Here is a 22,740-nt window from a genome sequence, read left to right as displayed (position 1 = left end):
GTTTCACTCTCTTGTTTTTAGGGTCGCCACCAGGTTGACCTTGTCAATATCACGTTTTACGAGCCAGCCGGAAATCAACGACGCCAGCACCACTGCAATCGCTGCCGTGCCAAAGGCTTGCGGACGAAACACAGTGGGAATTTGGTACAGATCAGTGCTGAATCCGGCGGCAATCAGGAATGACAGATAATAGCCAATACCTATACCAAGAGGGATGGCCAACAACACTACAATTGCCAACTCGCCAAGCAAAACAAACGACGCCTCGCCGCGCGTAAAGCCAATCACCCGCAGGCTGGCCAGATCTCGGGATTGTTCTCCAAAGGCTATGCGCGCCGAGTTGTAAACGATGCCAAATGTGATGATGCCTGCAATCGCCGCCATCACAAAGCGCATCGCCCCTGCTCCTGTATCCATCAGCTTTTGCATCGCAGCTCGGGAGTCTTCACGTCGGCTGACGCCCGCCACAGAAGGCGTTTCCTTGACCGCTTCGTACAGGACAGGCAGCTGGCCGCTGTCGACACGTAAATATGCCCCCGAAACACGGCCCCATTCTCCCATCTCGCGGTTCAATGTGTCCATGCGCATAAACGCAGGCGAGCCCAGCAAAGTCTCGGCAATTGAGGCCACTTTGACCTCCAGTACAGGCCGCTTGCCCTCTAAAACTTCGACTTGCAGCGTATCACCGGGTGCAATTTTCAAAATATCGGCCAATGCGCGCGCCAGAACGATGCCATTTTCAGGCATATCGATATTGCCCATATTTTTGTTCACAGCCCGATTCAGGCGCGCATCTTCGACAAGGCCAGTAACACTGCCCCGATAAGAATTCAGACCATTGCGCAAAACGGCCCCGACTGCACGGGTGGGCTCAACCTCAATAACCCCGGGCAAATGGGCGAGGTCAAAGGCAGCTTTGGCCGGCATCGGTTCAAAGAAGCTTACTGCAACATCCGAGCGATCGATCACCCCGAAGGTCAGATCAAGCGTATCATCAAATCCCAACATCACTGACAGTTGTGCGGACGACAGTCCCATCCCCACAGCAATCCCAAGTACCGCTCCCAAAATTCGCCCAGGATTGCGAAATACGCGGCGCAGCACCATCCGGCTGGGTTGATCCAGCCAACCTTTGAGACGCTCGTTCAAGGCTCCTGTACGCGAAAAATCCATGGGTGCAGGCGGTCGCATGGCCACGGCAGGTGTCAAGGCAAACACTCGGCGCAACACCAGCATGCCCCCTGCGGAGGCCGACAGGATCGACACGCCAACACCGGATACAAAACTTTGTGGATCAACCCGAAAAACCAGAAAGGGAAAATGATAAACAGACTGATAAATACCCGCCATAGCGCGCCCGGCCCATATGCCCAAAAGACACCCCATAACGGCACCTGCCACTGCGATCACCAACACCATCTTGAAATAATGCAGCGAAACTTCCCAATCGGTGTAGCCGAAGGCTTTGATCAATCCGATTTGTTCGCGCTCAGCCTGCACCAGACGGGTGATGACGATATACAATAGAAAGGCTGCAACCCCCATGAAAATGGGTGGCACGGCCAAAGACGTTGCCTGCAGCCCATTGATCTCCTCCGAGATAAAGCGGTCCGACATGTGATCGCCGCGCTCATAGGCGCCAAGCCCCCCGTAACGGTCGAGTGCTGCATCAATGGCGGCGAGCACTGGTTCCGGCCGCGCGCCGCGTTCCAGTGAAATCAACGCCTCGTTAAAGGCACCCTTTACGTCATAAGCGGCGGCCAACGCGTCTTCATTCATCCACAACACCGCAAAACGGGCATCATCCGGGACAAACTCACCGGGCGCCGTCGTGAACAGAAATTCCGGCGCCGTCGCAAAGCCAACAATTCGAAAACTGCGTCGAGCCCCATGCATGGTGGCAGACAGGTAATCCCCGAGCTGCAGATCATGGGCTTTGGCGAAACTGCTAAGCAGGATCACCTCTTCCGTACGCCCCGGTGTGAGTTTTTGCCCGTCGCTTAGGTAAAGGCCATTCAGATGGGGCTCGCGGTGAGGCGGCAAGGACAACGCCTGGGCACGCACCGGCAAAGCCTGGCCCTTAATATCCAAAAGCGCACCGCCCTGAATGCGTCCTTCGACAGAAGCCACGCCAGGGATAACGGCAAGTCTTTCCAGCATATTCAACGGCGCGCGGGTCACAGGTGCGAAAATGTCTGCCAATCGGTAGCGTTCGTAATAAGTGTCGCGCGTCTCAGTCAGCGATGTCAGCATGCCCGACATCATTACCAGCAAGGCCACACCAACCGCCACGACCAGCGCAATCGCCCCTGCCTGGCCTTTTATGCGCCAGAGGTCTCGCCAAAGTTTGCGGTCAAGCGGGCTCATGAACTCACCATGCAATCTCGTCCGGGCTGAGACGGGTCTCATTTGTCTCGACACGACGGATTGCGCCATCTGCAAAATGGATGACCCTGTGCGCCATCGCCGCTGTCGCTGCCGCGTGGGTCACGATCATCACCGTCGCACCCAGTTTGGCATTCACATCGTTCAAAACGTGCAAAACTGCGCGCCCGGTCTTGGAATCAAGCGCACCTGTGGGTTCGTCGCAGAACAGTACGGTTGGGTTTTTGGCCACGGCGCGGGCAATGGCAACGCGCTGTTGTTCACCACCCGACATCTGAGCCGGAAAGTGATCCATCCGTTCACCCAGCCCTACCAATCGCAGCGCCTCGTCCACGTCCATCGGATCATCTGCAATCTCTGTCACCAGTTCGACGTTTTCGCGCGCCGTCAAAGACGGCATCAGGTTGTAGAACTGAAACACAAAGCCAACATGATCGCGCCGATAGCGGGTTAAGGCCCGATCCGACATGGCGGTGAGGTCTTGATCTTCGAACAGGGCCACTCCGTCGCTAGCGCGATCCAGACCACCGATAATATTGAGAAGTGTAGATTTTCCCGACCCGGAAGGCCCTAGCAGCACGACGATTTCACCTCTGGGAATCTCTAGGTCAACACCCCGCAGCGCATGTACGGCTGCAGGCCCTTCACCATAAACTTTGGTCAGGCCCTTGGTAACGAAAGTGTTTGGAATATCTTCGTTCATAAACCTAACTCCACTGACGGCTCACACTATAGAGCCACAGGGGAACCAGTCCATGATGCGCATGAGGGGCATTGCCCCTCACGCTGTAAGGCGCTCACCCCGGGATATCTCGAGCCAGATAGAAAGGGGCGTGGCAACGCCCCTCAAGCTCTATTTGCCTTCCAGCGCCTCGATGCGCGCCTTCAGTGCTTCGTTTTCTTCGCGCGCTTTTTGCGCCATTGCCCGCACGGCGTCGAATTCTTCCCGAGTCACGAAATCGCGGTCCGCCAACCAGCGATCCATCAGCGATTTCATTGCATTTTCTGCTTCGTCTTTGGCACCCTGTGCCACGCCCATGGCGTTGGTCATCAGCTGCGAAACATCGTCCATAATTTTGTTGCGGGTCTGCATGGGTCTCTCCGGCGGTTTCTGTGGCCTTTATATGGGGTGCAATTGGTCGCGGCACAATGGTTGACTTTGCCCCAGCAGCGCGGCCATTTGGGACCATGCAAGCGATGATCCCATTTCCCGATGTTTCGCCTGAGATTTTCTCGGTTGATCTGTTCGGATTCGTATTTGCCCTGCGCTGGTATGCGTTGGCGTATATTGTTGGTATTGTGATTGGCTGGCGCATTGTCGTTGCAACGCTCAAGCGCCCCAAATTTTGGGGGCCAGCTGGCGCGCCAATGACTCCTCGTCAATGCGAAGACTTGCTGACCTGGGTCATCCTGGGCGTCATTTTGGGCGGGCGATTGGGCTATGTTCTGTTTTACAAGCCGGATGAATACCTCGCGAACCCCGCTGATGTCCTGAAGATCTGGCAAGGTGGCATGGCCTTTCATGGCGGCCTTTTGGGCGTCATCATCGCCGCTTGGCTAGTGGCCCGGAAGGAAAAACTGCCCAAACTGTCGACGGCCGACGCAATGGCGTTGGGGATATGGCCGGGCCTTTTGCTGGGACGTATTGCCAATTTCATCAATGCCGAACTGTGGGGCCGCCCAACCGACCTGCCATGGGGCGTTGTCTTTCCCGGCTATTATGCGCAGGAATGCGGGTTGGCGACCGATGCGTACTGCGCGCGCCACCCTTCGCAGCTTTATGAAGCGTTACTCGAAGGTGTGGTTCTTGGTGGTATTCTGCTGTGGATGGCCTGGAAGCGTGGCGATTTGAAGTATCCGGGGCGCGTTTCGGGCATGTTCTTTGCGGGCTATGGTCTTGCACGATTTGTGGTGGAATTTGCCCGCCAGCCAGACGCGCAATTTGTGACCGAAGGCAATCCGCTGGGGCTAGCGTATCACATCGGTGGATTTGGCCTCACTATGGGACAGGTTCTGTCACTGCCAATGATCATAGGTGGCCTGTGGTTGATGAAGCGTGCACGACATGTCTGATTTGACCGAGGTTCTGCTAACCCGCATTGCATCAGATGGCCCAATGACCATGGCCGACTATATGGCCGAGTGCCTGCTGAACCCAAGATTTGGCTACTACACGACCAAAGACCCGTTGGGGGCCACCGGGGACTTCACCACGGCACCGGAAATCTCGCAGATGTTTGGCGAAATGGTGGGGCTTGCGCTGGCGCAGGCGTGGATAGATCAGGGCGCGCCTTTTTCTTTTGTTTTGGCCGAGATCGGACCGGGACGCGGCACGCTAATGGCCGATATATTGCGAGCAACTCGGGCTGTGCCCGGCTTTGGTGACGCTGCAGAGGTGCATCTGGTTGAAGCTTCGCCAGTTCTGCGAGGCAAACAACACGACGCTTTAGGGAACCGTCCAGTGTGGCACGCCACCATTGATACTCTTCCAGAAGACAAACCGATGTATCTGGTGGCCAACGAATTCTTCGATGCGCTGCCAATCCGACAATTCCAACGCGAAGGCGACGGCTGGTGCGAGCGGTTGGTGAGCCAACAGGATCGCAGTTTACATGCTGGTCTTGGTGGCAACGCCCCGGTGCCGGTGCTTTCGCATCGCCTTGAGGACACCGAAGATGGCGATGTGGTCGAAATCTGTCCTGCCGCGGCCCCAATCGCATCCACCATCGGCCAGCGAATCGAACAGAACGGCGGCGTGGCTCTGATCATCGACTATGGCGATTGGCGATCCCAGGGTGACACTCTGCAGGCGTTAAAGGCCCACGAGCATGTGTCGCCGTTTGAGACTCCGGGCAAGGCAGACCTGACGGCCCATGTGGATTTTGAAGCCTTGGCGCTGGCGACTCCTTCAGCCCATAGCAAGCTGACCCCGCAGGGAGTTTTCCTTGAGCGCCTGGGCATCACAGGACGTGCACAAGCTTTGGCAACTGGGCTGATTGGCGACAGACTTGACTCGCACATCGCAGCACATCGCCGCTTGACGCATCCACGTGAAATGGGAAATCTGTTCAAAGTGCTGGCGTTGTTTCCAACTGACGCGCCCCCTCCACCGGGATGCGAGATATGACACTTGAGATACTCACTTCAGACATGCTTACCCCGTTTCGCCACGGTTTTTTTACGCGCAAGGGCGGGGCCTCTTCCGGAGTTTTTGAGGGTCTGAACTGCGGCACAGGGTCATCAGACCAAAGTGAAATCGTGCAAATCAACCGTGAGCGTGTGGCCGATGCGATGAACGCGCCAGTGTCACATTTGGTGAACGTGTATCAGGTACACTCACCGGACGTTGTCATTGTAGATGCCCCAATTCGAGGCGACCGCCCCAAAGCAGATGCTTTGGTCACGGCCACACCCGGGCTTGTGTTGTCGATCCTCACCGCCGATTGTCAGCCCGTATTGTTCGCCGATCGCGAGGCCGGCGTGGTGGCCGGAGCTCATGCCGGTTGGCGTGGTGCCCGTGATGGTGTGCTTGAGGCCACCCTTGATGCCATGGAGAGTATTGGCGCGCGCCGAGACCGCACAGTGGCGGTGATTGGACCGTCGATCAGCCAGCGGGCCTATGAGGTCGGACCAGAGTTTTTTGACGACTTTATTACGGACAACCCCGAAAACAGCCAATTCTTTGCAGGCGGCGAAGGCGACCGCATGATGTTTGACTTGCCATCCTATGGGCTGCATCGTTTGCGCCGTGCGGGGGTACGGGACGCAGAATGGGTCCGCCATTGCACTTACAACGATCCTGAGCGGTTTTTTTCCTATCGCAGGGCAACCCACGCTGGCGACGCCGACTATGGCCGCTTGATTTCAGCGATCCGCCTTTAAAGACATTTGCCCGAAAAAGATCAGAGTAATTTCCTGAAATCTGACGTTTCTTGCCCAACCCTCGCCCCAATTCAGGACGAGATTAGTTTCCAAGCAAGAAACAAAGTGTTCCGAAAACAGGACACAACATTCAGGAGAAAAACAATGTCGAGCAAACAGCGTTTCATCAAATCCGTCGTCGCCACTGCAAAAGCAGATGCACCAGCCATGCCATGGGCTCGTGGTGCACGCCGCGCGGCTTTTATTGCCAAGCGCAGCGGCGTCGAAATGGATAAAAAAGCCGCCTAAAGCTTAAGGCCATATGCCCAAGCAAACAGGGTCGCTCCGGTTACTCCAGAGCGGCCCTGTTGCATTTTTGGGAAACAATTACCTCAGGCGTCGCGGGTCAAACGGTCTTCAAGTACATCAAAAGGCACGCCTGGATCGTCTTTGGCACCACGGATCACCAGCGATGTCTTCACACTGGCAACATTGTCGGCCTTGAGCAATTCTTCGGTCAGGAAAGTTTGGAACGTCGACAGGTCCGGCGCGACGCACTTCAGGATAAAATCCACTTCGCCGTTCAGCATGTGACATTCGCGAACCAGCGACCAGCTGCGGCAACGCCCCTCAAAGATGGAAAGGTCGGCCTCTGCCTGACTAACCAACCCGACCATTGCAAAAACCTGCACTTCAAAACCCAACTCCCGGGCATCGACCTCGGCGTGATAACCGCGAATAAATCCTGATTCTTCCAGCGTACGAACGCGGCGCAAACAAGGAGGCGCAGAAATGCCGACTCGCTTAGCCAGTTCTACATTGGTCATACGACCGTCTGCCTGCAATTCGGCCAGAATTTTTCGGTCAATTGGATCGAGACGCGAGGCTGGCATAGCAATATTCCCTGTAGAATTTGCGGTTCTTATAGCATCACCCACTGGACGCGCAATAATATTTCGCGTTAGCGCAACATCATTTTGCGACAATTTCGGCCATTGCCCATTTCAATCACTGGATGTTTGCTGCGCGGGCGGGGTTTTCCCTCGTACAAGGGATGGCTATATCCCCTAACTGAAGAAAGCTCGCAACACGGAAGGTGCCCTAATGGCCGACACGAAACATACCAAGGTTCTGATCATCGGCTCCGGCCCCGCGGGTTACACTGCCGGCGTTTATGCCGCGCGCGCCATGCTGGAGCCTGTTCTGGTGCAGGGCATTGAACCCGGTGGGCAGTTGACCACCACAACCGAGGTCGAAAACTATCCGGGCTTCACCGAGGTGCAGGGCCCCGATCTGATGATCAAGATGCAGGAACATGCCGCCGCTATGGGCTGCGAAATCATTGGCGATATCATCACTGAATTGGACATGTCCAAGCGCCCGTTTGCTGCCAAAGGGGACAGTGGCACCCTCTATACGGCTGATGCTGTGATCCTTGCTACAGGCGCACGCGCCAAATGGTTGGGCCTTGAGAGCGAAGAGAAATTCAAAGGGTTTGGTGTGTCTGCCTGCGCCACATGCGACGGTTTCTTCTATCGTGGCCAAGAGATCGTAGTAATTGGCGGCGGTAACACGGCTGTTGAAGAAGCGTTGTTCCTGACCAACTTTGCCTCCAAAGTAACGTTAATCCATCGTCGTGATGAATTGCGCTCAGAAAAAATCCTTCAGGACCGCTTGTTCAAAAACCCAAAAATTGAACCTCTGTGGTTCCACACTTTGGAAGAAGTGATGGGCGACGAAAATCCACTGGGTGTAACGGGCGTTAAAGTCCGCAACGTCAAAACCGACGAGATCAGCGAAATTCCTTGCGCAGGTGTGTTCGTGGCTATCGGTCACTCACCTGCCAACGAATTGGTCAAAGACACGCTCGAGATGCACAACGGCGGCTATGTCGAAGTAAAACCTGGCAGCACCGAAACATCCGTTCCGGGCGTCTTTGCCGCTGGCGATCTGACCGACCACAAATATCGTCAGGCTGTGACCTCCGCAGGCATGGGCTGTATGGCCGCACTGGACGCTGAACGGTTCCTGGCCGAACAAGAGTAAAGCGGACCCACTCGAAACTAAGTGTGACAAGGCGCACATCCGCTGCGCCTTGACCCACCGTCTTCTGCCCCCCAGTCTGGTTCACAAGACGCGAACGGAGGCTTGAATGGCAAATACGCTTTGGCGAGGCAATCTGCGGACACGACTGCGCATTGCGTCGGGGCTGGTGCTGTTCACCTATGTGTTCTTCCACTTCGTGAATATCGCCCTTGGATTGCACTCCATCGAATTAATGGAGCGATTTCAGGATTGGCGTCAGGTTATCACCCGCAGCGGTCTGGGCGGGCTGCTGCTCTATTCGGCCTTACTGACTCATGCGGGGCTGGCGCTTTATCGGCTGGCGCGTCGACGCACCCTTAGAATGTCTTTTTGGGAAGGCCTTCAAATCTGCCTTGGGCTTACGATCCCATTGCTGCTGATGGTGCATTTCATTCATACCCGCGCCGCCTCGTCGATCTTTGGTGTAAATGATGAGATGGGCTATATCACCGCGCTGATCTGGAATACGATCAGCGGTTGGAATCAGGCGCTGTTGTTGTTGATCGTGTGGACGCACGGCTGTACGGGCCTGCATTTCTGGCTGCGAGGCCAAGGTTGGTGGCGAGCTACCCTGCCCTGGCTTATCGGGCTCGCCAGCCTTGTTCCTACGCTCGCGCTGGCTGGCTTCCTTGTGCAGGGACGAGCGCAAAGTGAAAAACTGTGGAACTCCGAGGCCGGGCCAGCATTGATGCAGGAATACGGATTTCCAACCCGCGCGATGTTTGCGCGCCTTGAAGAACTGACGAACGGCGGGCTTTGGGTTTATTGCGTTTTGCTGGGATCGACCGCGATCACGTTTCTGACCCGCCGTTTCCTGAGCTCCCGTGGTTCAGTGAGTATCCGCTATATTGATGGCCCGGAAATTCAGGGCAAGCAGGGTATGACTCTGCTCGAAATGTCGCGGGCTTCAAATGTACCGCATATGGCTTTGTGCGGAGGTCGCGGGCGCTGTACAACCTGTCGCGTCATTATTGAGGAAGGTGGCGATCTTCTGCATCCACCACTTCCTGAAGAACAGGCCAGCTTACAAGCCGTGAATGCGCCTCCCAACGCGCGCCTTGCCTGCCAGTTGCGCCCGACCAACACCGCCACCGTGTTGCGCGTTTTTCGGGCGGATGGTCGCCGTGCGCGCGCCCATGAAAGTCTGGGACAAGAACGCCGGCTGGCAATTCTGTTCCTAGACATGCGCAGCTTTACCGCGCGCACAACCGGCCAATTGCCCTATGATGTTGTGTTCCTTCTGAACCGATTCTTTGATGCCATTGTACCGTCCATCACCGGCGCGGGCGGCAGCGTGGATAAATACCTTGGCGATGGGCTTCTGGCGGTTTTTGAACTGGACAGCGAACGCTCCTCGGCCCGTGCCGCACTTGAGGCCGCAGCTGGCATCAGCTCAGCCCTTCAGGGTTTTAACAAAACGCTATTGGCTGAAAAAGCAGACCCGGTCCGCATTGGCATGGGAGTGCATCTGGGAGAATTGGTTTTGGGTGAAATTGGTGCGGCAGAAAACGCACCCCGTACGATCATCGGTGACACGGTGAATGCCACCAGCCGGCTCGAAGCTAAAACCAAGGAGCTGGGTGTGGAGGCGTTGATTTCGGCAGACCTACTGCGGGCAGCAGGCCATGACACCACAACTCTGGAATTGATCGCCCTCACCCTGCGTGGTGTTGCCCATGAGATCAATTCACTGTCCGTTTCGCAAGCGTCAGACTTACCTGTTCTACTCGGGTCTCCTTCCAAAGCGGACACGTAAATTCAAGAAACATTGTAGGCGGCCTAACACAGTAACGCTTTCTGTGCGTTGCGCCTTTGCAACGCGGGCGGAAATTGGCTTGACTGTATAGATTTTGCTTTCCAAAGCAGGTTTTTCGTGAAAAGCGTTCACCCGTGAACACACCTATAGAGTCTTTTGGTTTATGTCTTTGCCCGCACCCAACCCAAATGCTGAAGAAGAAGACCTGCTTTTTCGTCTTCTGCGCCAGCTCGATACGGCGCCCGAGGCGTCGCAACGGGCCACCGCGTCAGCGTTGGGGGTTTCTCTGGGGCGGCTGAACGCTCAATTGCGCGCAACTGTTGCTGCAGGGCTGATCACCATCAGCGAGCGGTCCGGGCCCGATAAGCGCCAGCGCTTTGCTTATGGACTGACTTCTCGTGGAGCGACCGAAAAGACCCGTCTCACAGATCAATTCTTAACCCGCAAGTTCGCTGAATATGATGCGCTGCATGCGGAACTCACAGGTACCGCAAGCGGCCTAGCGCCGATCAAACACAGGACCCATCCAATGCAAAACAACCTGGCCCCCATCCCTGAACTTTATGTGTCTTATGAGAGTGCACAGAAGCTGAAAGTCGACGCTGCGGATCTTGTCAGCCACGATCTCACGCCGCGTCAGATTTGTGATCTTGAGCTGTTGATGAACGGCGGCTTCAACCCACTGAAGGGGTTCCTCAGCGAAGCCGACTACAATGGCGTGGTCAACGAAATGCGGCTGGCGGATGGATCGCTCTGGCCGATGCCGATCACGCTGGATGTGGGCGAAGATTTTGCTGCCGCGCTGGAACTGGGTCAGGATATTGCCCTGCGCGACCAGGAAGGTGTGATCCTTGCCACCATGACCGTGACCGACCGCTGGGAGCCCAACAAAGCGCATGAGGCCGAGAAAGTATTTGGCGCCGATGATGACACGCATCCGGCGGTGAACTACCTGCACAACCACGCGGGCAAAATCTATCTGGGTGGTCCGATTGTCGGCATCCAGCAGCCGGTGCACTATGATTTCCGTGGTCGCCGCGACACGCCAAACGAGCTGCGCGCCTATTTCCGCAAACTGGGTTGGCGCAAAGTGGTGGCGTTCCAGACCCGCAACCCGCTGCACCGCGCGCACCAGGAGCTGACCTTTCGTGCCGCCAAAGAAGCGCAGGCCAACCTGTTGATCCACCCGGTTGTCGGCATGACCAAACCCGGCGACGTTGACCATTTCACCCGCGTGCGCTGTTACGAGGCGGTGCTGGACAAATACCCGGCCTCGACCACCTCGATGTCGCTATTGAACCTGGCCATGCGCATGGCTGGCCCGCGCGAGGCGGTCTGGCACGGGCTGATCCGCGCCAACCACGGCTGCACCCACTTTATCGTGGGTCGCGATCACGCCGGCCCCGGCAAGAACTCGGCTGGTGACGATTTCTATGGCCCCTACGATGCACAGGATCTGTTCCGCGAACATCAGGAAGAAATGGGCATCGAAATGGTCGATTTCAAACATATGGTCTGGGTGCAGGAGCGCGCCCAGTACGAGCCTATGGATGAAATCAAAGACAAAGACGACGTGACCATCCTGAATATCTCGGGCACCGAATTGCGCCGCCGTCTGGCCGAAGGTCTGGAAATCCCTGAATGGTTCTCGTTTCCCGAGGTGGTTAAAGAACTGCGCAAAACCAAGCCACAGCGCTCAAAGCAGGGCTTTACCGTGTTCTTCACCGGGTTCTCGGGGTCAGGCAAATCGACCATTGCCAACGCGCTGATGGTCAAGCTGATGGAGATGGGCGGTCGTCCCGTGACGCTGCTGGATGGCGATATTGTGCGCAAAAACCTGTCGTCCGAGCTGGGCTTCTCCAAAGAGCACCGCGATCTGAACATCCGTCGCATCGGCTATGTAGCATCCGAGATCACAAAGAACGGCGGCATTGCGATATGTGCGCCGATCGCACCCTATGCCACAACCCGCCGGGCAGTGCGCGAAGACGTCGAGCAGTTCGGTGCCTTTATCGAAGTACATGTGGCAACGTCGATCGAGGAATGCGAACGCCGCGACCGCAAAGGGCTTTATAAGCTGGCGCGCGAAGGCAAGATCAAAGAGTTCACAGGCATCTCAGATCCCTACGACGTGCCCGCCGACCCGGAACTCAGCGTCGAGACCGAAAACGTCGATGTCGACAACTGCGCCCACCAGGTCCTCCTCAAACTCGAATCCATGGGACTCATCGCAGGGTAAGGGTAATCAAGTCTCGTTATTAATAAGGCCGCCCTTCGGGGTGGCCTTTTTACAGCTTTCCAACGCTGTCTATGACTGCCTTAGCCGCGCGTTGTTCAAGGTTCCCCCAATAGGCGGCCTTCTCCTTGATCGCGCGCAATGCCGGTAGGCGCCTCTCGAATTCCTCCTCCGAGGCATTCCGGATCGCGGCCTGCAAATCTTCTGCAGAATTGCAAATCACCATGCCATCGGTATTCAGGAACCTGCCAATATTGGGACAACCCCAATAAATTGGAACGGTTTCGCACAGAATTGCATCCAGTAGTTTTTCCGTGAAGTAATTCGGTTCCTGAACGTTCTCTATCACCACCGAAAATCGATAGGGTGCCAATCCGTCAGATTTAGTTTCAAATGACCTGTATCCTCGGCCCATCACGTCCATGTCAATATCATTGTCTGCGGCCCATTCAACGGTGGAATGGCGCAAAACATGCCCCTTCAGATCTCGTTTTGACGAGGCGATCAACGACAGCATCCGCGATTTGGTGACATCCGCTTCCCTCCATTCAGGAACCCAGGTTGTTCCAAATGGCAAAAACAGACCATTTGGCACTGCCGTCAGGAAATCCTCATTCGCATTCAGGACCCGGCAGAACTTGCGGTGAGAACGTTTCAATTTCTCAAGATGTTTACGGTGCAATGCCGTGGGTTCGACAACCATCATTGAAACCTTGGCTTTGGTGCCAAAAGACGGACGAATGTGGGCCGTGCCAGATGGATAGATTAAGAGGTGATCTTCTGGAGCCAGCTCTCGCAGCGCCCTGCCCTTCAGGCGATCAGGTTGGCCAAGCGGCCAAGCCATCTGATCCAGCGGCAATTGTCCCGGACGAAAACCTAACTTCATTCCATAGGGCAGCACAACAACGGCGGGGGATTTGTCGGACATTCTTCTCACCTTTTGACCGACGTCTTTCATACGCTCGTTGCCCTGAAACGACAACAGAGCCCAAATAGGGCTCTGCTTGGACTTTCTATGTCATATTCCAGACTGCATTCAAGAAAGTCTAGTGAACCGTCACTGGCGCAAAATCGTTCTGACGGGCCAGGATGAACGCCAAAGAGCGTTCTTTGACCAACGCTAACCTTTCACCATCGGCAGAATGCACAGCATATAGCACCTCTGCCCCCTCGGCTTGTTCCCGAACTTCTTCGGGCAGATCGTCAACCGCAACTTCGCGCACATAGACAATGCGCGATTGTTCGTCCTGATCAAACTCAAATTTCTCATACATGGCTTACCCTTTCTTGATCCGGATTGTTTGCACTACAGTTTCAGGCCGTGCGCGTGTCAGGTCGACATGCAACAAACCATTCTCCATAGCCGCCTCGCCGACCTCAACACCATCAGCCAGTACAAACGAGCGCTGAAACTGACGCGCGGCAATCCCGCGATGCAAAAATACTCGATCTGCACTGTCATCGTGTTGGCGCCCACGGATCACTAGCTGGCGATCTTCAACCGTGATCGACAGGTCCTCTTCACGAAACCCAGCCACGGCCAAAGTGATCCGATAAGAATGGTCCGAAGTCTGTTCGATATTAAAAGGAGGATAGCCTTCGTTGCCCGATTTCGCGGTGCGTTCCAACAGGCGTTCCAATTGCTCAAAACCCAACATGTGGGGATACGAGCCCAGCGTATGTTTTGTCATCGACACGTCCTTAGCTTAAGCGACAGTCCAAATGTTGGGCCCCGTTCTGGCGACCCAGTCTCTTTTGAATATGGGAAACCTCACGCCAGACTGCAAGGGCTTTGCACAACGCCCGCAAACCGCTATTCTTTCCCGACGACTCCTCAAGGACACCTCGCTTATGAATGCTCCCCATGACCTGTCCATGAAAACTGATGATGTGTTGCAGGTCGAGCTTGAAGTTTTCAAACAAGAGCACCGCGATCTGGACGAAGCGATTCACGCACTGATTGAGCGTGGCAAGTCAGATCAGCTGACGATCCAACGTCTGAAAAAGCAGAAACTGCGACTAAAAGACTTGATCGCCCTGATAGAAGACCGCCTGACACCGGATATCATTGCCTAGGAACACGATCCGGCTATAGTGCCCGCTCTTTCGAACGAGGCCAAAATGACAGATATCAAAGTGGGAATCATTATGGGCAGCCAATCTGATTGGCCGACCATGAAAGAAGCAGCCCTTATTCTAGAAGAGCTGGGTATTGCCTATGAGAAAAAAATCGTCTCGGCACATCGCACACCTGACCGCCTTTGGGCTTATGGCAAAAAGGCTGCGGGCCGCGGATTGCAGGTCATCATTGCTGGTGCCGGGGGGGCTGCGCATTTGCCCGGAATGATGGCTTCCAAAACCCGCGTTCCTGTGGTGGGGGTTCCGGTTCAAACTCGTGCTTTGTCCGGCGTTGACAGCCTTTATTCGATTGTTCAGATGCCCAAGGGTTTCCCTGTTGCCACTATGGCGATTGGCGCGGCAGGTGCCGCCAACGCGGGCCTGATGGCCGCTGGTATCCTGGCATTGCAAGACGCCACATTGGCCGAAAAACTCGACGCCTGGCGCGATGCCCTTTCGGCCTCAATTCCGGATGAACCCCAAGATGATTGATCCCCTTTTACCCGGCGCAACCATTGGCATCCTTGGCGGAGGCCAGTTGGGGCGGATGCTGTCCGTCGCGGCCGCTCGTCTTGGATATCAAACCCATATCTTTGAGCCCGACGCCAACCCGCCTGCCGCACATGTCGCTCACCTAGTGACCACAGCCTCTTATGAGGATGCAGAGGCACTCAGGAGTTTTGCCGAACAGGTCGACGTCATCACCTATGAGTTCGAAAACATCCCAACATCGGCGCTCGACATTCTCGAAACCCTTCGTCCGATCCGCCCCGGTCGCGAAGCTCTGCGTGTCAGTCAGGACCGCCTGACGGAAAAAGAGTTTCTGCAGCGCCTCAACCTGAAAACGGCCCCGTTTGCGGTAGTAGACACGCGTGAAGATCTGTCCGCAGCTTTAGACAGTATCGGCGCCCCGGCCATCCTCAAGACCCGCAGATTTGGGTATGATGGTAAGGGCCAGGCTCGCCTGAAGTCGGCGGACGATATTGACAATGCCATTGCAGACATGGCGGGGGCTCCGGCCCTGCTGGAAGGGTTCGTCGATTTTTCTCGCGAAGTCTCGGTAATTGCAGCGCGGGGTGCCACTGGTGAAGTTGCCTGCTTTGATCCCGGAGAAAACGTGCATCGCGATGGCATTTTGCACACGACAACCGTCCCTGCCACCTTGTCTGCCGGGCAGCGTATGGACGCCGTCTTACTGGCGACACGTATTCTCAGCGAACTTGAGTATGTTGGCGTGATGGGGGTTGAGCTTTTTGTAACGGCTCAGGGGCTCATAGTGAATGAAATTGCGCCGCGCGTACATAATTCCGGTCACTGGACTCAAAACGGCTGTGCAGTGGATCAATTCGAACAGCACATCCGGGCGGTTGCTGGCCTGCCACTTTGCGACGGCCAGCGCTACAATGATGTGGTGATGGAAAACTTGATCGGCGATGATGTCGACAACATCCCTCAAATCCTGCGCGAAACCCAAAGTGCGTTACATCTTTATGGCAAGACCGAAGTCAAGCCTGGTCGCAAGATGGGGCACGTAAACCGGGTTCAGATCAAACCCAGCTAAACACATCATCTGGTTCAAAATATCCCGAGGGTGAATTGCGGCCATGGCGCAAGGGGGCTCGCAGCCCCCCCAACCCCTATAAGGTTCCGGCTTCCGACCTCATCGCAGAGGCTCAACCGAGTGAATGATGTCCCCCAAGGACATATCACCATGAAACTCACCCTGTTTCAGAAAATGCAGCGACTCAGCGATGACTTCAGGGTTATTCATCATAAATGTATGCGTGACGGGCAATACCAGATGATCGGCCATGCCTTCGACTTTTGTGGATGCGACTGATACTTTTCCGTCATCCGGCCCCTCGATCAGAGCGGAGTAGAAAGGATTTAGCGACCGGTTCCCGGCGATCACGCCAAGTTCGAATTTCACGGCGGGCAAATGGCTTGGCACCCCCTCGGTGCCCAATTGCGCCCCCGCAGGGCCATTGATCCATCCAAACGCCTCGATCTGCCCCAAAACATCGACCAATTCGCTGCCTTGGTTCGGTGGCCCCAACATCACAACCCGCCCCAAATCCTTTGGTTTGTTATCCATCAGATAGAGGCGCAACAGAATGCCCCCCATTGAATGGGTGATAAAATGCGTTTTTTTTCCTGCGCAAGCTTCCACAGCCCTGGGCAGTGTCAGGTCGGCAAGATTTTCCACCTGATCTTTGGTCGACGCATATCCCGGTCGCACAACGCTGTAGCCTTCGGTTTCTAATGCGGCTTCCATAATCAAGAACGACACCTGCGAACGCGCCAATCCATGCAAAAGCACCACGCACTCTGCCTGAGCAATGCCGGGAAAAAATATCAAAAAAGCAAACCACAACCGCATACCCAGCACATAAGCACAAAGCAGCCCAGTGAAAAGGCGCGCTGATGCCGCAATCCAACAAACCGGCGAGAGGGCGTCGTCAGTTGCCCCCTTCTTTGGCACTGAAAATCAGCTTAAATCCATAGCCCTGTGGTAGGAGCCTAGGTCTCAAATGCCGATGCATATTTGAGCGTAGCATTGGGATGCAGATCATCCAGATCGGGGGCAAACAGACCGGTGTAATTTACCGGGTATGGAGTTTTGAAACATAATGAGCGCTCAAAATCGAACCCGATCCGTTCATAAAATTCAGGTTCTCCCAGAACCACGACTGGAGCATTGGCGTATTGAATGGCCATCTGACACAAAGTGCTGCCAATGCCACGACGGGCCATCTTCGGATCTGTACTCAAAGGTGCCAGCGCCAACCAGCCAACCGGAGAAACCATGCGCGATAACGCGACATGCCCAACAATTTTCTTCTTGTGCTCGGCGACCAGCTCCAGCGCCATGTCCCCCGACGCCCGTAAAGCATCACATAGGTCGGCCTCGTCTGTTTGCCCAAAGGCGCGGATGATGAGGTCACGGACTGAGGCCGCTTCTGAGGGAATAATGGCACGGATAATCATGGCGCGACCCTATGCGTCCGACACCGCAACCACAAGTCAGCGCGGGCGCAAAGACAAGACAACGCCACTAATCACTAGGACTGCCGCCAAGGCAAACCGCGCGGTAAGTTCTTCGCCCAAAAACATCATGCCTCCTGCCAGAGCAATCACGGGAACACTCAGCTGTGCAACTGCGGCACGACTGGCCCCAAGATCCGGCAAAATCTGATACCAAAGCGCATATCCCAACCCCGAAGTTAAAACACCCGAAACGATCGCCCAAGTTACGCCAGCTGTAGGAAGAGAGACTTCTTGGGGGCCCAACAACAAAACAAAGCCCATTGGTGCCGCCAGCAAGAAATTCATCGCGGTGGCCTGCAAAGGATCACCCGAGGCGCGGCCAAATAGCGAATACACCCCCCAACCCAAGCCTGCCAACGTCATGGACGCAACATGCGTCCAAGAAGGCTCCACCTCGCCAATCGGCCACAAAAGCCAGACAAGTCCTGCCATTGCCAGCGCCGCTCCGGTCCACCGGGTTAATGGCATCTGCTCGCGCGACAAAACCGCTCCTGCAAACATTGTCACCTGAACCACGCCAAACAGGATCAACGCTCCAAATCCAGGGTCCAACACTTCGTAGGCCAGCGAAAATCCAAAGAGATAGGCCAGTAAAGCGACAACCGCCCAGAGGCGTGAAAGCCCACCTAAAGTAAAGCCACGCCCTTGGTAAGCTACCAACGCGGACAGGGCCACGGCACCACTCACAAGGCGAACAACGCCAAAGGATACGGCATCCATGTCGCCCGGCGCCAGGGCCATTCGGTTCAGCACCGAATTGGCGGCAAAAGCAATCATGGCCAGCAGAGTAAGAAGAACGAGTTTCATCTAAAGGGCCTTAACTTGACCACCAGCTTTGCGCCACTCACGTTTGTGGGGGTCGTTGGTCAGTTGCGCGACGGGTACAAGCCCTCAATCGCAATACAATAACGCATTCCGATAAAGGCCGGGGAGTCTCCGCGTTGGAACAGGTTTTCAACTGCCCCGCCCGTTGTACCCTCGTGAATTGTCACGGCCTCGGCATCGCCAACACCCACAGGCACTCGGCCACGCAAATCCGGCAGAGCAAATGTCGTGCGTCCATCGCCGCCATAGGTGGCTCCCAGCAGCGAAAATAGCGCCTGATACTGATTGATTGACAAAATCTGCCCATCCGCACTCAAATATCCACGCGGACAAAAAGTGCCTGCGAACATCATCACTTCACCCAAGTACGGATCCATCCCAGCCTTAACTGGAGCCGCTGACACCTGTAACGATGCGGCACAAAGCACGGCCCCAAAAACCCTTTTCAACATTGGATTCCCCTTTTCAGATTGAGCTAAACTGGCTGTCCGTGAGGTTAACCGCCCAAGCAGCACAACGCATCGGTTTTCTTCACCCAACGAAAAAGGGGTCGCCCGAAGGCGACCCCAATATCTTCCGGTTGGAAGGCTTGACTTACATCATGCCGCCCATGCCGCCCATGCCGCCCATGTCAGGCATGCCGCCACCGGCACCACCATCTTTGGCAGGCTTGTCAGCGACCATAGCTTCGGTTGTGATCAACAGACCAGCGATCGAAGCTGCGTCTTCCAGAGCGGTGCGAACCACTTTGGCAGGGTCAATCACACCGTATGCGAACATGTCACCATATTCTTCGGTCTGAGCGTTAAAGCCGAATGCAGCGTCTTCGCTTTCGCGAACTTTGCCAGCAACAACCGCACCGTCAACACCGGAGTTCTCAGCAATCTGACGCAGAGGCGCTTCGATGGCTTTTTGCACAATCACGATACCAGCGTTCTGGTCAGAGTTAGCGCCTTCGAGGTTAGCAAGTGCCTTACCGGCCTGAACCAGAGCAACACCACCACCAACGACAACACCTTCTTGAACAGCTGCACGGGTTGCGTTCAGAGCATCGTCAACACGATCTTTGCGCTCTTTCACTTCAACTTCGGTCATGCCGCCAACACGGATCACAGCAACACCGCCTGCCAGTTTGGCAACGCGCTCTTGCAGCTTCTCACGGTCGTAATCGGATGTGGTTTCTTCGATCTGCGTACGGATCTGAGCAACACGGGCTTCGATCTCAGCTTTTTCGCCAGCACCGTCAACGATGGTTGTTTCGTCTTTGGTGATCTCGATTTTCTTAGCAGTGCCGAGCATGTCCATTGTGACCGACTCGAGCTTCATGCCCAGATCTTCCGAGATAACCTGACCACCGGTCAGGATTGCGATGTCTTGCAACATGGCTTTGCGGCGATCGCCGAAACCAGGTGCTTTGACAGCTGCGATTTTCAGACCGCCGCGCAGTTTGTTCACAACCAGAGTTGCAAGCGCTTCGCCTTCAACATCTTCAGCGATGATCAGCAGTGGTTTTTGCGACTGAATCACGGCTTCGAGCAGTGGCACCATCGATTGCAGCGACGAGAGCTTTTTCTCGTGCAGCAGAACCAGACAGTCGTCCAGATCAGCGATCATTTTGTCAGCGTTGGTGACAAAGTAAGGCGACAGGTAACCGCGGTCGAACTGCATGCCTTCGACAACATCAGTCTCAGTTTCCAGACCTTTGTTCTCTTCAACGGTGATAACACCTTCGTTGCCGACTTTTTGCATCGCACCAGCGATTTGCTCGCCAATATCTGCTTCGCCGTTAGCCGAGATCGTGCCAACTTGTGCAACTTCAGCGGAGTCTTTGACTTCGCGTGCCGCACCTTTGACACCTTCAACAACTTTGGCAGTTGCCAAGTCGATGCCGCGCTTCAGATCCATTGGGTTCAGGCCAGCAGCAACTTGCTTCAGACCTTCGCGAACAATCGCTTGTGCCAGAACGGTTGCAGTGGTTGTGCCGTCGCCAGCTTCGTCATTGGTGCGCGAAGCCACTTCTTTGACCATCTGCGCGCCCATGTTTTCGAACTTGTCTTCCAGCTCGATTTCTTTGGCAACAGAAACACCATCTTTGGTGATACGTGGTGCGCCAAACGACTTGTCCAGAACCACGTTACGGCCTTTGGGGCCCAGGGTTACTTTGACGGCGTCAGCCAGAATGTTTACGCCACGCAGCATTGCATTGCGGGCATCGGTATCGAACTTTACGTCCTTAGCAGCCATTGTGCTTACCTCTTCAATATATCTTGGAAATCATGCGGCTGGGCTGGAGTTCAGCCCGTTATTGGCAAACCTTTCGGTTTATCCAATAATGCCCATGATGTCGGTTTCTTTCATGATCATCAGTTCTTCACCGTCAACGGTGACTTCCTGACCAGCCCATTTGCCAAACAGAACTTTGTCGCCTGCCTTGACGTCCAGCTCGATACGTGCACCAGCTTCGTTGCGCAGACCTGCGCCAACGGAGATGATTTCGCCTTCAGCGGGTTTTTCTTTTGCGCTTTCGGGGATGATAAGTCCGCCAGCGGTCTTTTCGTCGCCTTCAACGCGACGGACCAGCACGCGGTCATGTAGAGGTGTAAATGCCATTGTCTAGGTTTCCCTAACTAGAGTGTCTCCCTGACTCCATCAGCGGAGTCGTTATCACTCCCTATCGGCGAGTGCTAACAGCGCATAGCTAGGGTCGTCATCAAGGCGAGTCAACACAAAGGCCCAGAAAATTTTCACATCTTAGGTAATCAATTTGCCGGACATCGACGAGATTGGGTCGCCAATCGCAATTTACAAGCCCGTTCAAACGCCTAAGCTGGGGTGACAATCTCGAGGGCAAAATGCAAATCACGGCAAACGGCATCACACTTGAAGTTGAGGTTCATGGTCCAGATCAGGGCACCCCATTGGTGCTGATCCGCGGGCTTGGGTCCCAGCTGATCCACTGGCCTCAGAATCTGGTGCAGGGGCTTGTCGACCGAGGATATCGCACCGTGATCTTTGACAATCGCGATGTTGGCAAATCACAGCGTTGCCCGGACAATCAGGTCAGTGACGACCCAGATGTGATTATTGAATGCCTCGCAAATAAGACCCCTTTTCCATTGGCCTACACATTGTCAGACATGGCCCAAGATGTGATCGGACTTATGGATGCTCTTGGGATCGCCGCGGCACATGTATTTGGAGTGTCTATGGGCGGAGCCATTGCCCAACTGTTGTGCCTCAACCATCCAGAGCGCCTGTTATCCGCCACGATTGTGATGACGGCAGCATCTTTTGCCGCCGACAGCAACGATACCCCAACCTTGTTGTCGCTGCTGCTTTCACGTCCGGTGGATCGAGACACCTATATCGACGGCTGGGTACAGGAGCATTCCAACCACGGTAGCCCCGGTTATCCAATGCCCGAAGCTGATATCCGTGCCGAGGCCGCTTTGGCATGGTCGCGCGGAGTCGACGCCGATGGAATCAATCGCCAGCTTATGGCACTTATGAGATCGCAAGATACGCGCACCAGCCTCACAGAAGTTGACCTGCCGTGCCAGGTCATACACGGTGTTGAAGACGCTTTGATTCCGGTTGCACGGGGTGCTGAGATCGCTGGTTTGATCCCAAATTGCGACTATCACGCACTAGAAGGAATGGGTCACATCATCACCCCGGCATTGGCGCCACAGATCGTTGACACAGTTGATGGCTTCATCCGTCGCCGTGGGCTCTGAGGTAATCGCCCCTGTCGTCACACTCTGACCGCAACGCGCCCGGCATCGCTTAGATCATAGACCCCTGTCGCCACCTTATCGAACCAACCAAAATAATTCTCCCGCATCATGCGCGTTGCCTGCGCAGCGCCTGTGGCCTTGGCAACATCGGCCCCTTTTGAAGGACCATTGCTGGCCAGAAAAAGCGCACAGCGCATCATTTCTTGTTTATAAGCTGTGGTGATCTTGCCTCTGGTGCCGCCAGTGTTAGGATCCCCGTCACGACGATCAAATTCTTTTAGTAGCGCTCCCTTACGAGGGCGAGATTTGCGCGGGCGAAACTCAACAGGATCGCAATGCGCCTGAACGTGCCCGTCCTCAATGCGCACCGACAGAACACCAACCCCCAGCCGTTTGCACAGGCCAACATTGGCCTTAAATGTCCGCCACCCGGTACGTCCAGCCCAGCGCGGCACCGCGACATAAACCCAGTCAGAGACAGATTGCCGGGCAACCGCCTGTTGCAGCAAAGTCAGGGAAAACCCGATCTTAAGCTCGACAATAACAGGATCATCGTCGCCCCGCCGGGCCACTACATCTGCCGCTCCGACCTCGGATTTCACCTCGAACCCCTTGCCTTCAAGCCACGCCTTCACCGGCGGGTACAAATCCGTTTCGCGCATTTTTGCCATACTCAATGCTTAGCGTGT

25 protein-coding genes are annotated in these 22,740 nt (G+C 55.3%); 11 read left to right on the top strand and 14 right to left on the bottom strand.

The features are described from left to right. Nucleotides 1-3 precede the first annotated feature (3 nt). The 3 genes from BUC32_RS02330 to BUC32_RS02320 all read right to left on the bottom strand — a co-directional run bounded on the left by BUC32_RS02330 (nucleotide 4) and on the right by BUC32_RS02320 (nucleotide 3,478). The gene (locus BUC32_RS02330) at nucleotides 4-2,367 is read right to left on the bottom strand and encodes an ABC transporter permease (protein ID WP_073248983.1); all 2,364 of its coding nucleotides are present in this window, start codon (nucleotides 2,365-2,367) and stop codon (nucleotides 4-6) included. 4 nt (nucleotides 2,368-2,371) lie between these two features. Further along, nucleotides 2,372-3,088: an ABC transporter ATP-binding protein gene (locus BUC32_RS02325; protein ID WP_073248981.1), complete on the bottom strand. Its 717-nt coding sequence runs from the start codon at nucleotides 3,086-3,088 to the stop codon at nucleotides 2,372-2,374. Between the two features lie 150 nt (nucleotides 3,089-3,238). Beyond that, nucleotides 3,239-3,478, bottom strand: a complete 240-nt coding sequence (locus tag BUC32_RS02320) for an accessory factor UbiK family protein (RefSeq protein WP_073248979.1) — start codon at nucleotides 3,476-3,478, stop codon at nucleotides 3,239-3,241. A gap of 95 nt (nucleotides 3,479-3,573) precedes the next feature. Here BUC32_RS02320 and lgt point away from each other — a divergent pair, with 95 nt between their 5' ends. The 4 genes from lgt to BUC32_RS20570 all read left to right on the top strand — a co-directional run bounded on the left by lgt (nucleotide 3,574) and on the right by BUC32_RS20570 (nucleotide 6,555). Beyond that, nucleotides 3,574-4,458, top strand: a complete 885-nt coding sequence (gene lgt / locus BUC32_RS02315) for a prolipoprotein diacylglyceryl transferase (RefSeq protein ID WP_073249251.1) — start codon at nucleotides 3,574-3,576, stop codon at nucleotides 4,456-4,458. Continuing rightward, the gene (locus BUC32_RS02310; protein ID WP_073248977.1) at nucleotides 4,451-5,512 is read left to right on the top strand and encodes a class I SAM-dependent methyltransferase; all 1,062 of its coding nucleotides are present in this window, start codon (nucleotides 4,451-4,453) and stop codon (nucleotides 5,510-5,512) included. Before lgt ends, BUC32_RS02310 begins: the two co-directional genes overlap by 8 nt. Then, on the top strand, nucleotides 5,509-6,267 hold the full coding sequence (gene pgeF / locus BUC32_RS02305) for a peptidoglycan editing factor PgeF (RefSeq protein ID WP_073248975.1): 759 nt from the start codon (nucleotides 5,509-5,511) through the stop codon (nucleotides 6,265-6,267). The genes BUC32_RS02310 and pgeF overlap by 4 nt, the downstream gene beginning before the upstream one ends. Before the next feature lie 144 nt (nucleotides 6,268-6,411). Continuing rightward, nucleotides 6,412-6,555, top strand: a complete 144-nt coding sequence (locus BUC32_RS20570; protein WP_175556875.1) for a hypothetical protein — start codon at nucleotides 6,412-6,414, stop codon at nucleotides 6,553-6,555. A gap of 83 nt (nucleotides 6,556-6,638) precedes the next feature. Here BUC32_RS20570 and BUC32_RS02300 read toward each other — a convergent pair whose 3' ends face one another. Continuing rightward, nucleotides 6,639-7,139, bottom strand: a complete 501-nt coding sequence (locus BUC32_RS02300; protein ID WP_073248973.1) for an Lrp/AsnC family transcriptional regulator — start codon at nucleotides 7,137-7,139, stop codon at nucleotides 6,639-6,641. Between the two features lie 211 nt (nucleotides 7,140-7,350). Here BUC32_RS02300 and trxB point away from each other — a divergent pair, with 211 nt between their 5' ends. From trxB to BUC32_RS02285, 3 genes are all read left to right on the top strand, one after another. Next, nucleotides 7,351-8,292 (top strand): thioredoxin-disulfide reductase, encoded by a 942-nt coding sequence (trxB, locus tag BUC32_RS02295; protein WP_073248971.1) that lies wholly within the window; start codon nucleotides 7,351-7,353, stop codon nucleotides 8,290-8,292. Between the two features lie 106 nt (nucleotides 8,293-8,398). Beyond that, nucleotides 8,399-10,087 carry an adenylate/guanylate cyclase domain-containing protein gene (locus tag BUC32_RS02290; protein WP_073248969.1) on the top strand — a complete coding sequence of 563 codons (1,689 nt, stop codon included), beginning with the start codon at nucleotides 8,399-8,401 and terminating at the stop codon, nucleotides 10,085-10,087. Between the two features lie 163 nt (nucleotides 10,088-10,250). Continuing rightward, complete coding sequence (locus BUC32_RS02285; protein WP_073248967.1) at nucleotides 10,251-12,326, top strand: bifunctional sulfate adenylyltransferase/adenylylsulfate kinase; 2,076 nt, start codon at nucleotides 10,251-10,253, stop codon at nucleotides 12,324-12,326. A 49-nt stretch (nucleotides 12,327-12,375) separates the two neighbouring features. Here the strand turns inward: BUC32_RS02285 and BUC32_RS02280 are convergent, their stop codons facing one another. The 3 genes from BUC32_RS02280 to BUC32_RS02270 form a co-directional block, all read right to left on the bottom strand. Beyond that, nucleotides 12,376-13,251, bottom strand: coding sequence for a glycosyltransferase family 10 domain-containing protein (locus BUC32_RS02280; RefSeq protein ID WP_073249249.1), 876 nt, complete (start codon nucleotides 13,249-13,251; stop codon nucleotides 12,376-12,378). A 118-nt stretch (nucleotides 13,252-13,369) separates the two neighbouring features. Beyond that, entirely contained in the window at nucleotides 13,370-13,597 is a 228-nt protein-coding gene (locus BUC32_RS02275) for a DUF1150 family protein (protein WP_073248964.1), read from the bottom strand. Nucleotides 13,598-13,600: 3 nt separating this feature from the next. Beyond that, the gene (locus BUC32_RS02270) at nucleotides 13,601-14,014 is read right to left on the bottom strand and encodes an Hsp20 family protein (protein ID WP_073248962.1); all 414 of its coding nucleotides are present in this window, start codon (nucleotides 14,012-14,014) and stop codon (nucleotides 13,601-13,603) included. 160 nt (nucleotides 14,015-14,174) lie between these two features. Between BUC32_RS02270 and BUC32_RS02265 the strand changes: the two genes are divergently transcribed. From BUC32_RS02265 to BUC32_RS02255, 3 genes are read left to right on the top strand one after another with little or no spacing between them, the layout of a single operon-like run. Beyond that, nucleotides 14,175-14,399, top strand: coding sequence for a YdcH family protein (locus BUC32_RS02265; protein ID WP_073249248.1), 225 nt, complete (start codon nucleotides 14,175-14,177; stop codon nucleotides 14,397-14,399). 45 nt (nucleotides 14,400-14,444) lie between these two features. Continuing rightward, entirely contained in the window at nucleotides 14,445-14,933 is a 489-nt protein-coding gene (gene purE, locus BUC32_RS02260; RefSeq protein ID WP_073249246.1) for a 5-(carboxyamino)imidazole ribonucleotide mutase, read from the top strand. Next, nucleotides 14,926-16,002 (top strand): 5-(carboxyamino)imidazole ribonucleotide synthase, encoded by a 1,077-nt coding sequence (locus BUC32_RS02255; protein WP_073249244.1) that lies wholly within the window; start codon nucleotides 14,926-14,928, stop codon nucleotides 16,000-16,002. Before purE ends, BUC32_RS02255 begins: the two co-directional genes overlap by 8 nt. Before the next feature lie 99 nt (nucleotides 16,003-16,101). Here BUC32_RS02255 and BUC32_RS02250 read toward each other — a convergent pair whose 3' ends face one another. The 6 genes from BUC32_RS02250 to BUC32_RS02225 form a co-directional block, all read right to left on the bottom strand. Beyond that, nucleotides 16,102-16,821 carry an alpha/beta fold hydrolase gene (locus tag BUC32_RS02250; RefSeq protein WP_073249243.1) on the bottom strand — a complete coding sequence of 240 codons (720 nt, stop codon included), beginning with the start codon at nucleotides 16,819-16,821 and terminating at the stop codon, nucleotides 16,102-16,104. Nucleotides 16,822-16,961: 140 nt separating this feature from the next. Next, nucleotides 16,962-17,429: a GNAT family N-acetyltransferase gene (locus tag BUC32_RS02245; protein ID WP_073248960.1), complete on the bottom strand. Its 468-nt coding sequence runs from the start codon at nucleotides 17,427-17,429 to the stop codon at nucleotides 16,962-16,964. 36 nt (nucleotides 17,430-17,465) lie between these two features. Beyond that, nucleotides 17,466-18,296, bottom strand: a complete 831-nt coding sequence (locus BUC32_RS02240; RefSeq protein ID WP_073248958.1) for a DMT family transporter — start codon at nucleotides 18,294-18,296, stop codon at nucleotides 17,466-17,468. A 59-nt stretch (nucleotides 18,297-18,355) separates the two neighbouring features. Then, nucleotides 18,356-18,766, bottom strand: coding sequence for a phage tail protein (locus tag BUC32_RS21170; RefSeq protein WP_073248956.1), 411 nt, complete (start codon nucleotides 18,764-18,766; stop codon nucleotides 18,356-18,358). A 142-nt stretch (nucleotides 18,767-18,908) separates the two neighbouring features. Next, the gene (gene groL, locus BUC32_RS02230) at nucleotides 18,909-20,558 is read right to left on the bottom strand and encodes a chaperonin GroEL (RefSeq protein ID WP_073248954.1); all 1,650 of its coding nucleotides are present in this window, start codon (nucleotides 20,556-20,558) and stop codon (nucleotides 18,909-18,911) included. Between the two features lie 78 nt (nucleotides 20,559-20,636). Continuing rightward, nucleotides 20,637-20,924 (bottom strand): co-chaperone GroES, encoded by a 288-nt coding sequence (locus tag BUC32_RS02225; protein WP_073248952.1) that lies wholly within the window; start codon nucleotides 20,922-20,924, stop codon nucleotides 20,637-20,639. 242 nt (nucleotides 20,925-21,166) lie between these two features. Between BUC32_RS02225 and BUC32_RS02220 the strand changes: the two genes are divergently transcribed. Then, on the top strand, nucleotides 21,167-22,051 hold the full coding sequence (locus BUC32_RS02220; RefSeq protein WP_139280610.1) for an alpha/beta fold hydrolase: 885 nt from the start codon (nucleotides 21,167-21,169) through the stop codon (nucleotides 22,049-22,051). Nucleotides 22,052-22,068: 17 nt separating this feature from the next. Here BUC32_RS02220 and BUC32_RS02215 read toward each other — a convergent pair whose 3' ends face one another. Further along, entirely contained in the window at nucleotides 22,069-22,722 is a 654-nt protein-coding gene (locus BUC32_RS02215) for a DUF2161 domain-containing phosphodiesterase (protein WP_245815123.1), read from the bottom strand. Between the last annotated feature and the right edge of the window lie 18 nt (nucleotides 22,723-22,740).

Origin of the sequence: Shimia gijangensis (assembly GCF_900142085.1) — a bacterium.
GTDB classification, from domain to species: domain Bacteria; phylum Pseudomonadota; class Alphaproteobacteria; order Rhodobacterales; family Rhodobacteraceae; genus Shimia; species Shimia gijangensis.
Note: the sequence above shows the minus strand (reverse complement) of the source record. Positions and strands in the feature narration are given on the sequence as shown.

What these genes read in the sequence shown, in the direction of transcription:
- BUC32_RS02330 (WP_073248983.1), bottom strand. Translation starts at nt 2,367, where the DNA reads ATGAGCCCGCTTGACCGCAAACTTTGGCGAGACCTCTGGCGCATAAAA.
- BUC32_RS02325 (WP_073248981.1), bottom strand. Translation starts at nt 3,088, where the DNA reads ATGAACGAAGATATTCCAAACACTTTCGTTACCAAGGGCCTGACCAAA.
- BUC32_RS02320 (WP_073248979.1), bottom strand. Translation starts at nt 3,478, where the DNA reads ATGCAGACCCGCAACAAAATTATGGACGATGTTTCGCAGCTGATGACC.
- lgt (WP_073249251.1), top strand. Translation starts at nt 3,574, where the DNA reads ATGCAAGCGATGATCCCATTTCCCGATGTTTCGCCTGAGATTTTCTCG.
- BUC32_RS02310 (WP_073248977.1), top strand. Translation starts at nt 4,451, where the DNA reads ATGTCTGATTTGACCGAGGTTCTGCTAACCCGCATTGCATCAGATGGC.
- pgeF (WP_073248975.1), top strand. Translation starts at nt 5,509, where the DNA reads ATGACACTTGAGATACTCACTTCAGACATGCTTACCCCGTTTCGCCAC.
- BUC32_RS20570 (WP_175556875.1), top strand. Translation starts at nt 6,412, where the DNA reads ATGTCGAGCAAACAGCGTTTCATCAAATCCGTCGTCGCCACTGCAAAA.
- BUC32_RS02300 (WP_073248973.1), bottom strand. Translation starts at nt 7,139, where the DNA reads ATGCCAGCCTCGCGTCTCGATCCAATTGACCGAAAAATTCTGGCCGAA.
- trxB (WP_073248971.1), top strand. Translation starts at nt 7,351, where the DNA reads ATGGCCGACACGAAACATACCAAGGTTCTGATCATCGGCTCCGGCCCC.
- BUC32_RS02290 (WP_073248969.1), top strand. Translation starts at nt 8,399, where the DNA reads ATGGCAAATACGCTTTGGCGAGGCAATCTGCGGACACGACTGCGCATT.
- BUC32_RS02285 (WP_073248967.1), top strand. Translation starts at nt 10,251, where the DNA reads ATGTCTTTGCCCGCACCCAACCCAAATGCTGAAGAAGAAGACCTGCTT.
- BUC32_RS02280 (WP_073249249.1), bottom strand. Translation starts at nt 13,251, where the DNA reads ATGTCCGACAAATCCCCCGCCGTTGTTGTGCTGCCCTATGGAATGAAG.
- BUC32_RS02275 (WP_073248964.1), bottom strand. Translation starts at nt 13,597, where the DNA reads ATGTATGAGAAATTTGAGTTTGATCAGGACGAACAATCGCGCATTGTC.
- BUC32_RS02270 (WP_073248962.1), bottom strand. Translation starts at nt 14,014, where the DNA reads ATGACAAAACATACGCTGGGCTCGTATCCCCACATGTTGGGTTTTGAG.
- BUC32_RS02265 (WP_073249248.1), top strand. Translation starts at nt 14,175, where the DNA reads ATGAATGCTCCCCATGACCTGTCCATGAAAACTGATGATGTGTTGCAG.
- purE (WP_073249246.1), top strand. Translation starts at nt 14,445, where the DNA reads ATGACAGATATCAAAGTGGGAATCATTATGGGCAGCCAATCTGATTGG.
- BUC32_RS02255 (WP_073249244.1), top strand. Translation starts at nt 14,926, where the DNA reads ATGATTGATCCCCTTTTACCCGGCGCAACCATTGGCATCCTTGGCGGA.
- BUC32_RS02250 (WP_073249243.1), bottom strand. Translation starts at nt 16,821, where the DNA reads ATGCGGTTGTGGTTTGCTTTTTTGATATTTTTTCCCGGCATTGCTCAG.
- BUC32_RS02245 (WP_073248960.1), bottom strand. Translation starts at nt 17,429, where the DNA reads ATGATTATCCGTGCCATTATTCCCTCAGAAGCGGCCTCAGTCCGTGAC.
- BUC32_RS02240 (WP_073248958.1), bottom strand. Translation starts at nt 18,296, where the DNA reads ATGAAACTCGTTCTTCTTACTCTGCTGGCCATGATTGCTTTTGCCGCC.
- BUC32_RS21170 (WP_073248956.1), bottom strand. Translation starts at nt 18,766, where the DNA reads ATGTTGAAAAGGGTTTTTGGGGCCGTGCTTTGTGCCGCATCGTTACAG.
- groL (WP_073248954.1), bottom strand. Translation starts at nt 20,558, where the DNA reads ATGGCTGCTAAGGACGTAAAGTTCGATACCGATGCCCGCAATGCAATG.
- BUC32_RS02225 (WP_073248952.1), bottom strand. Translation starts at nt 20,924, where the DNA reads ATGGCATTTACACCTCTACATGACCGCGTGCTGGTCCGTCGCGTTGAA.
- BUC32_RS02220 (WP_139280610.1), top strand. Translation starts at nt 21,167, where the DNA reads ATGCAAATCACGGCAAACGGCATCACACTTGAAGTTGAGGTTCATGGT.
- BUC32_RS02215 (WP_245815123.1), bottom strand. Translation starts at nt 22,722, where the DNA reads ATGGCAAAAATGCGCGAAACGGATTTGTACCCGCCGGTGAAGGCGTGG.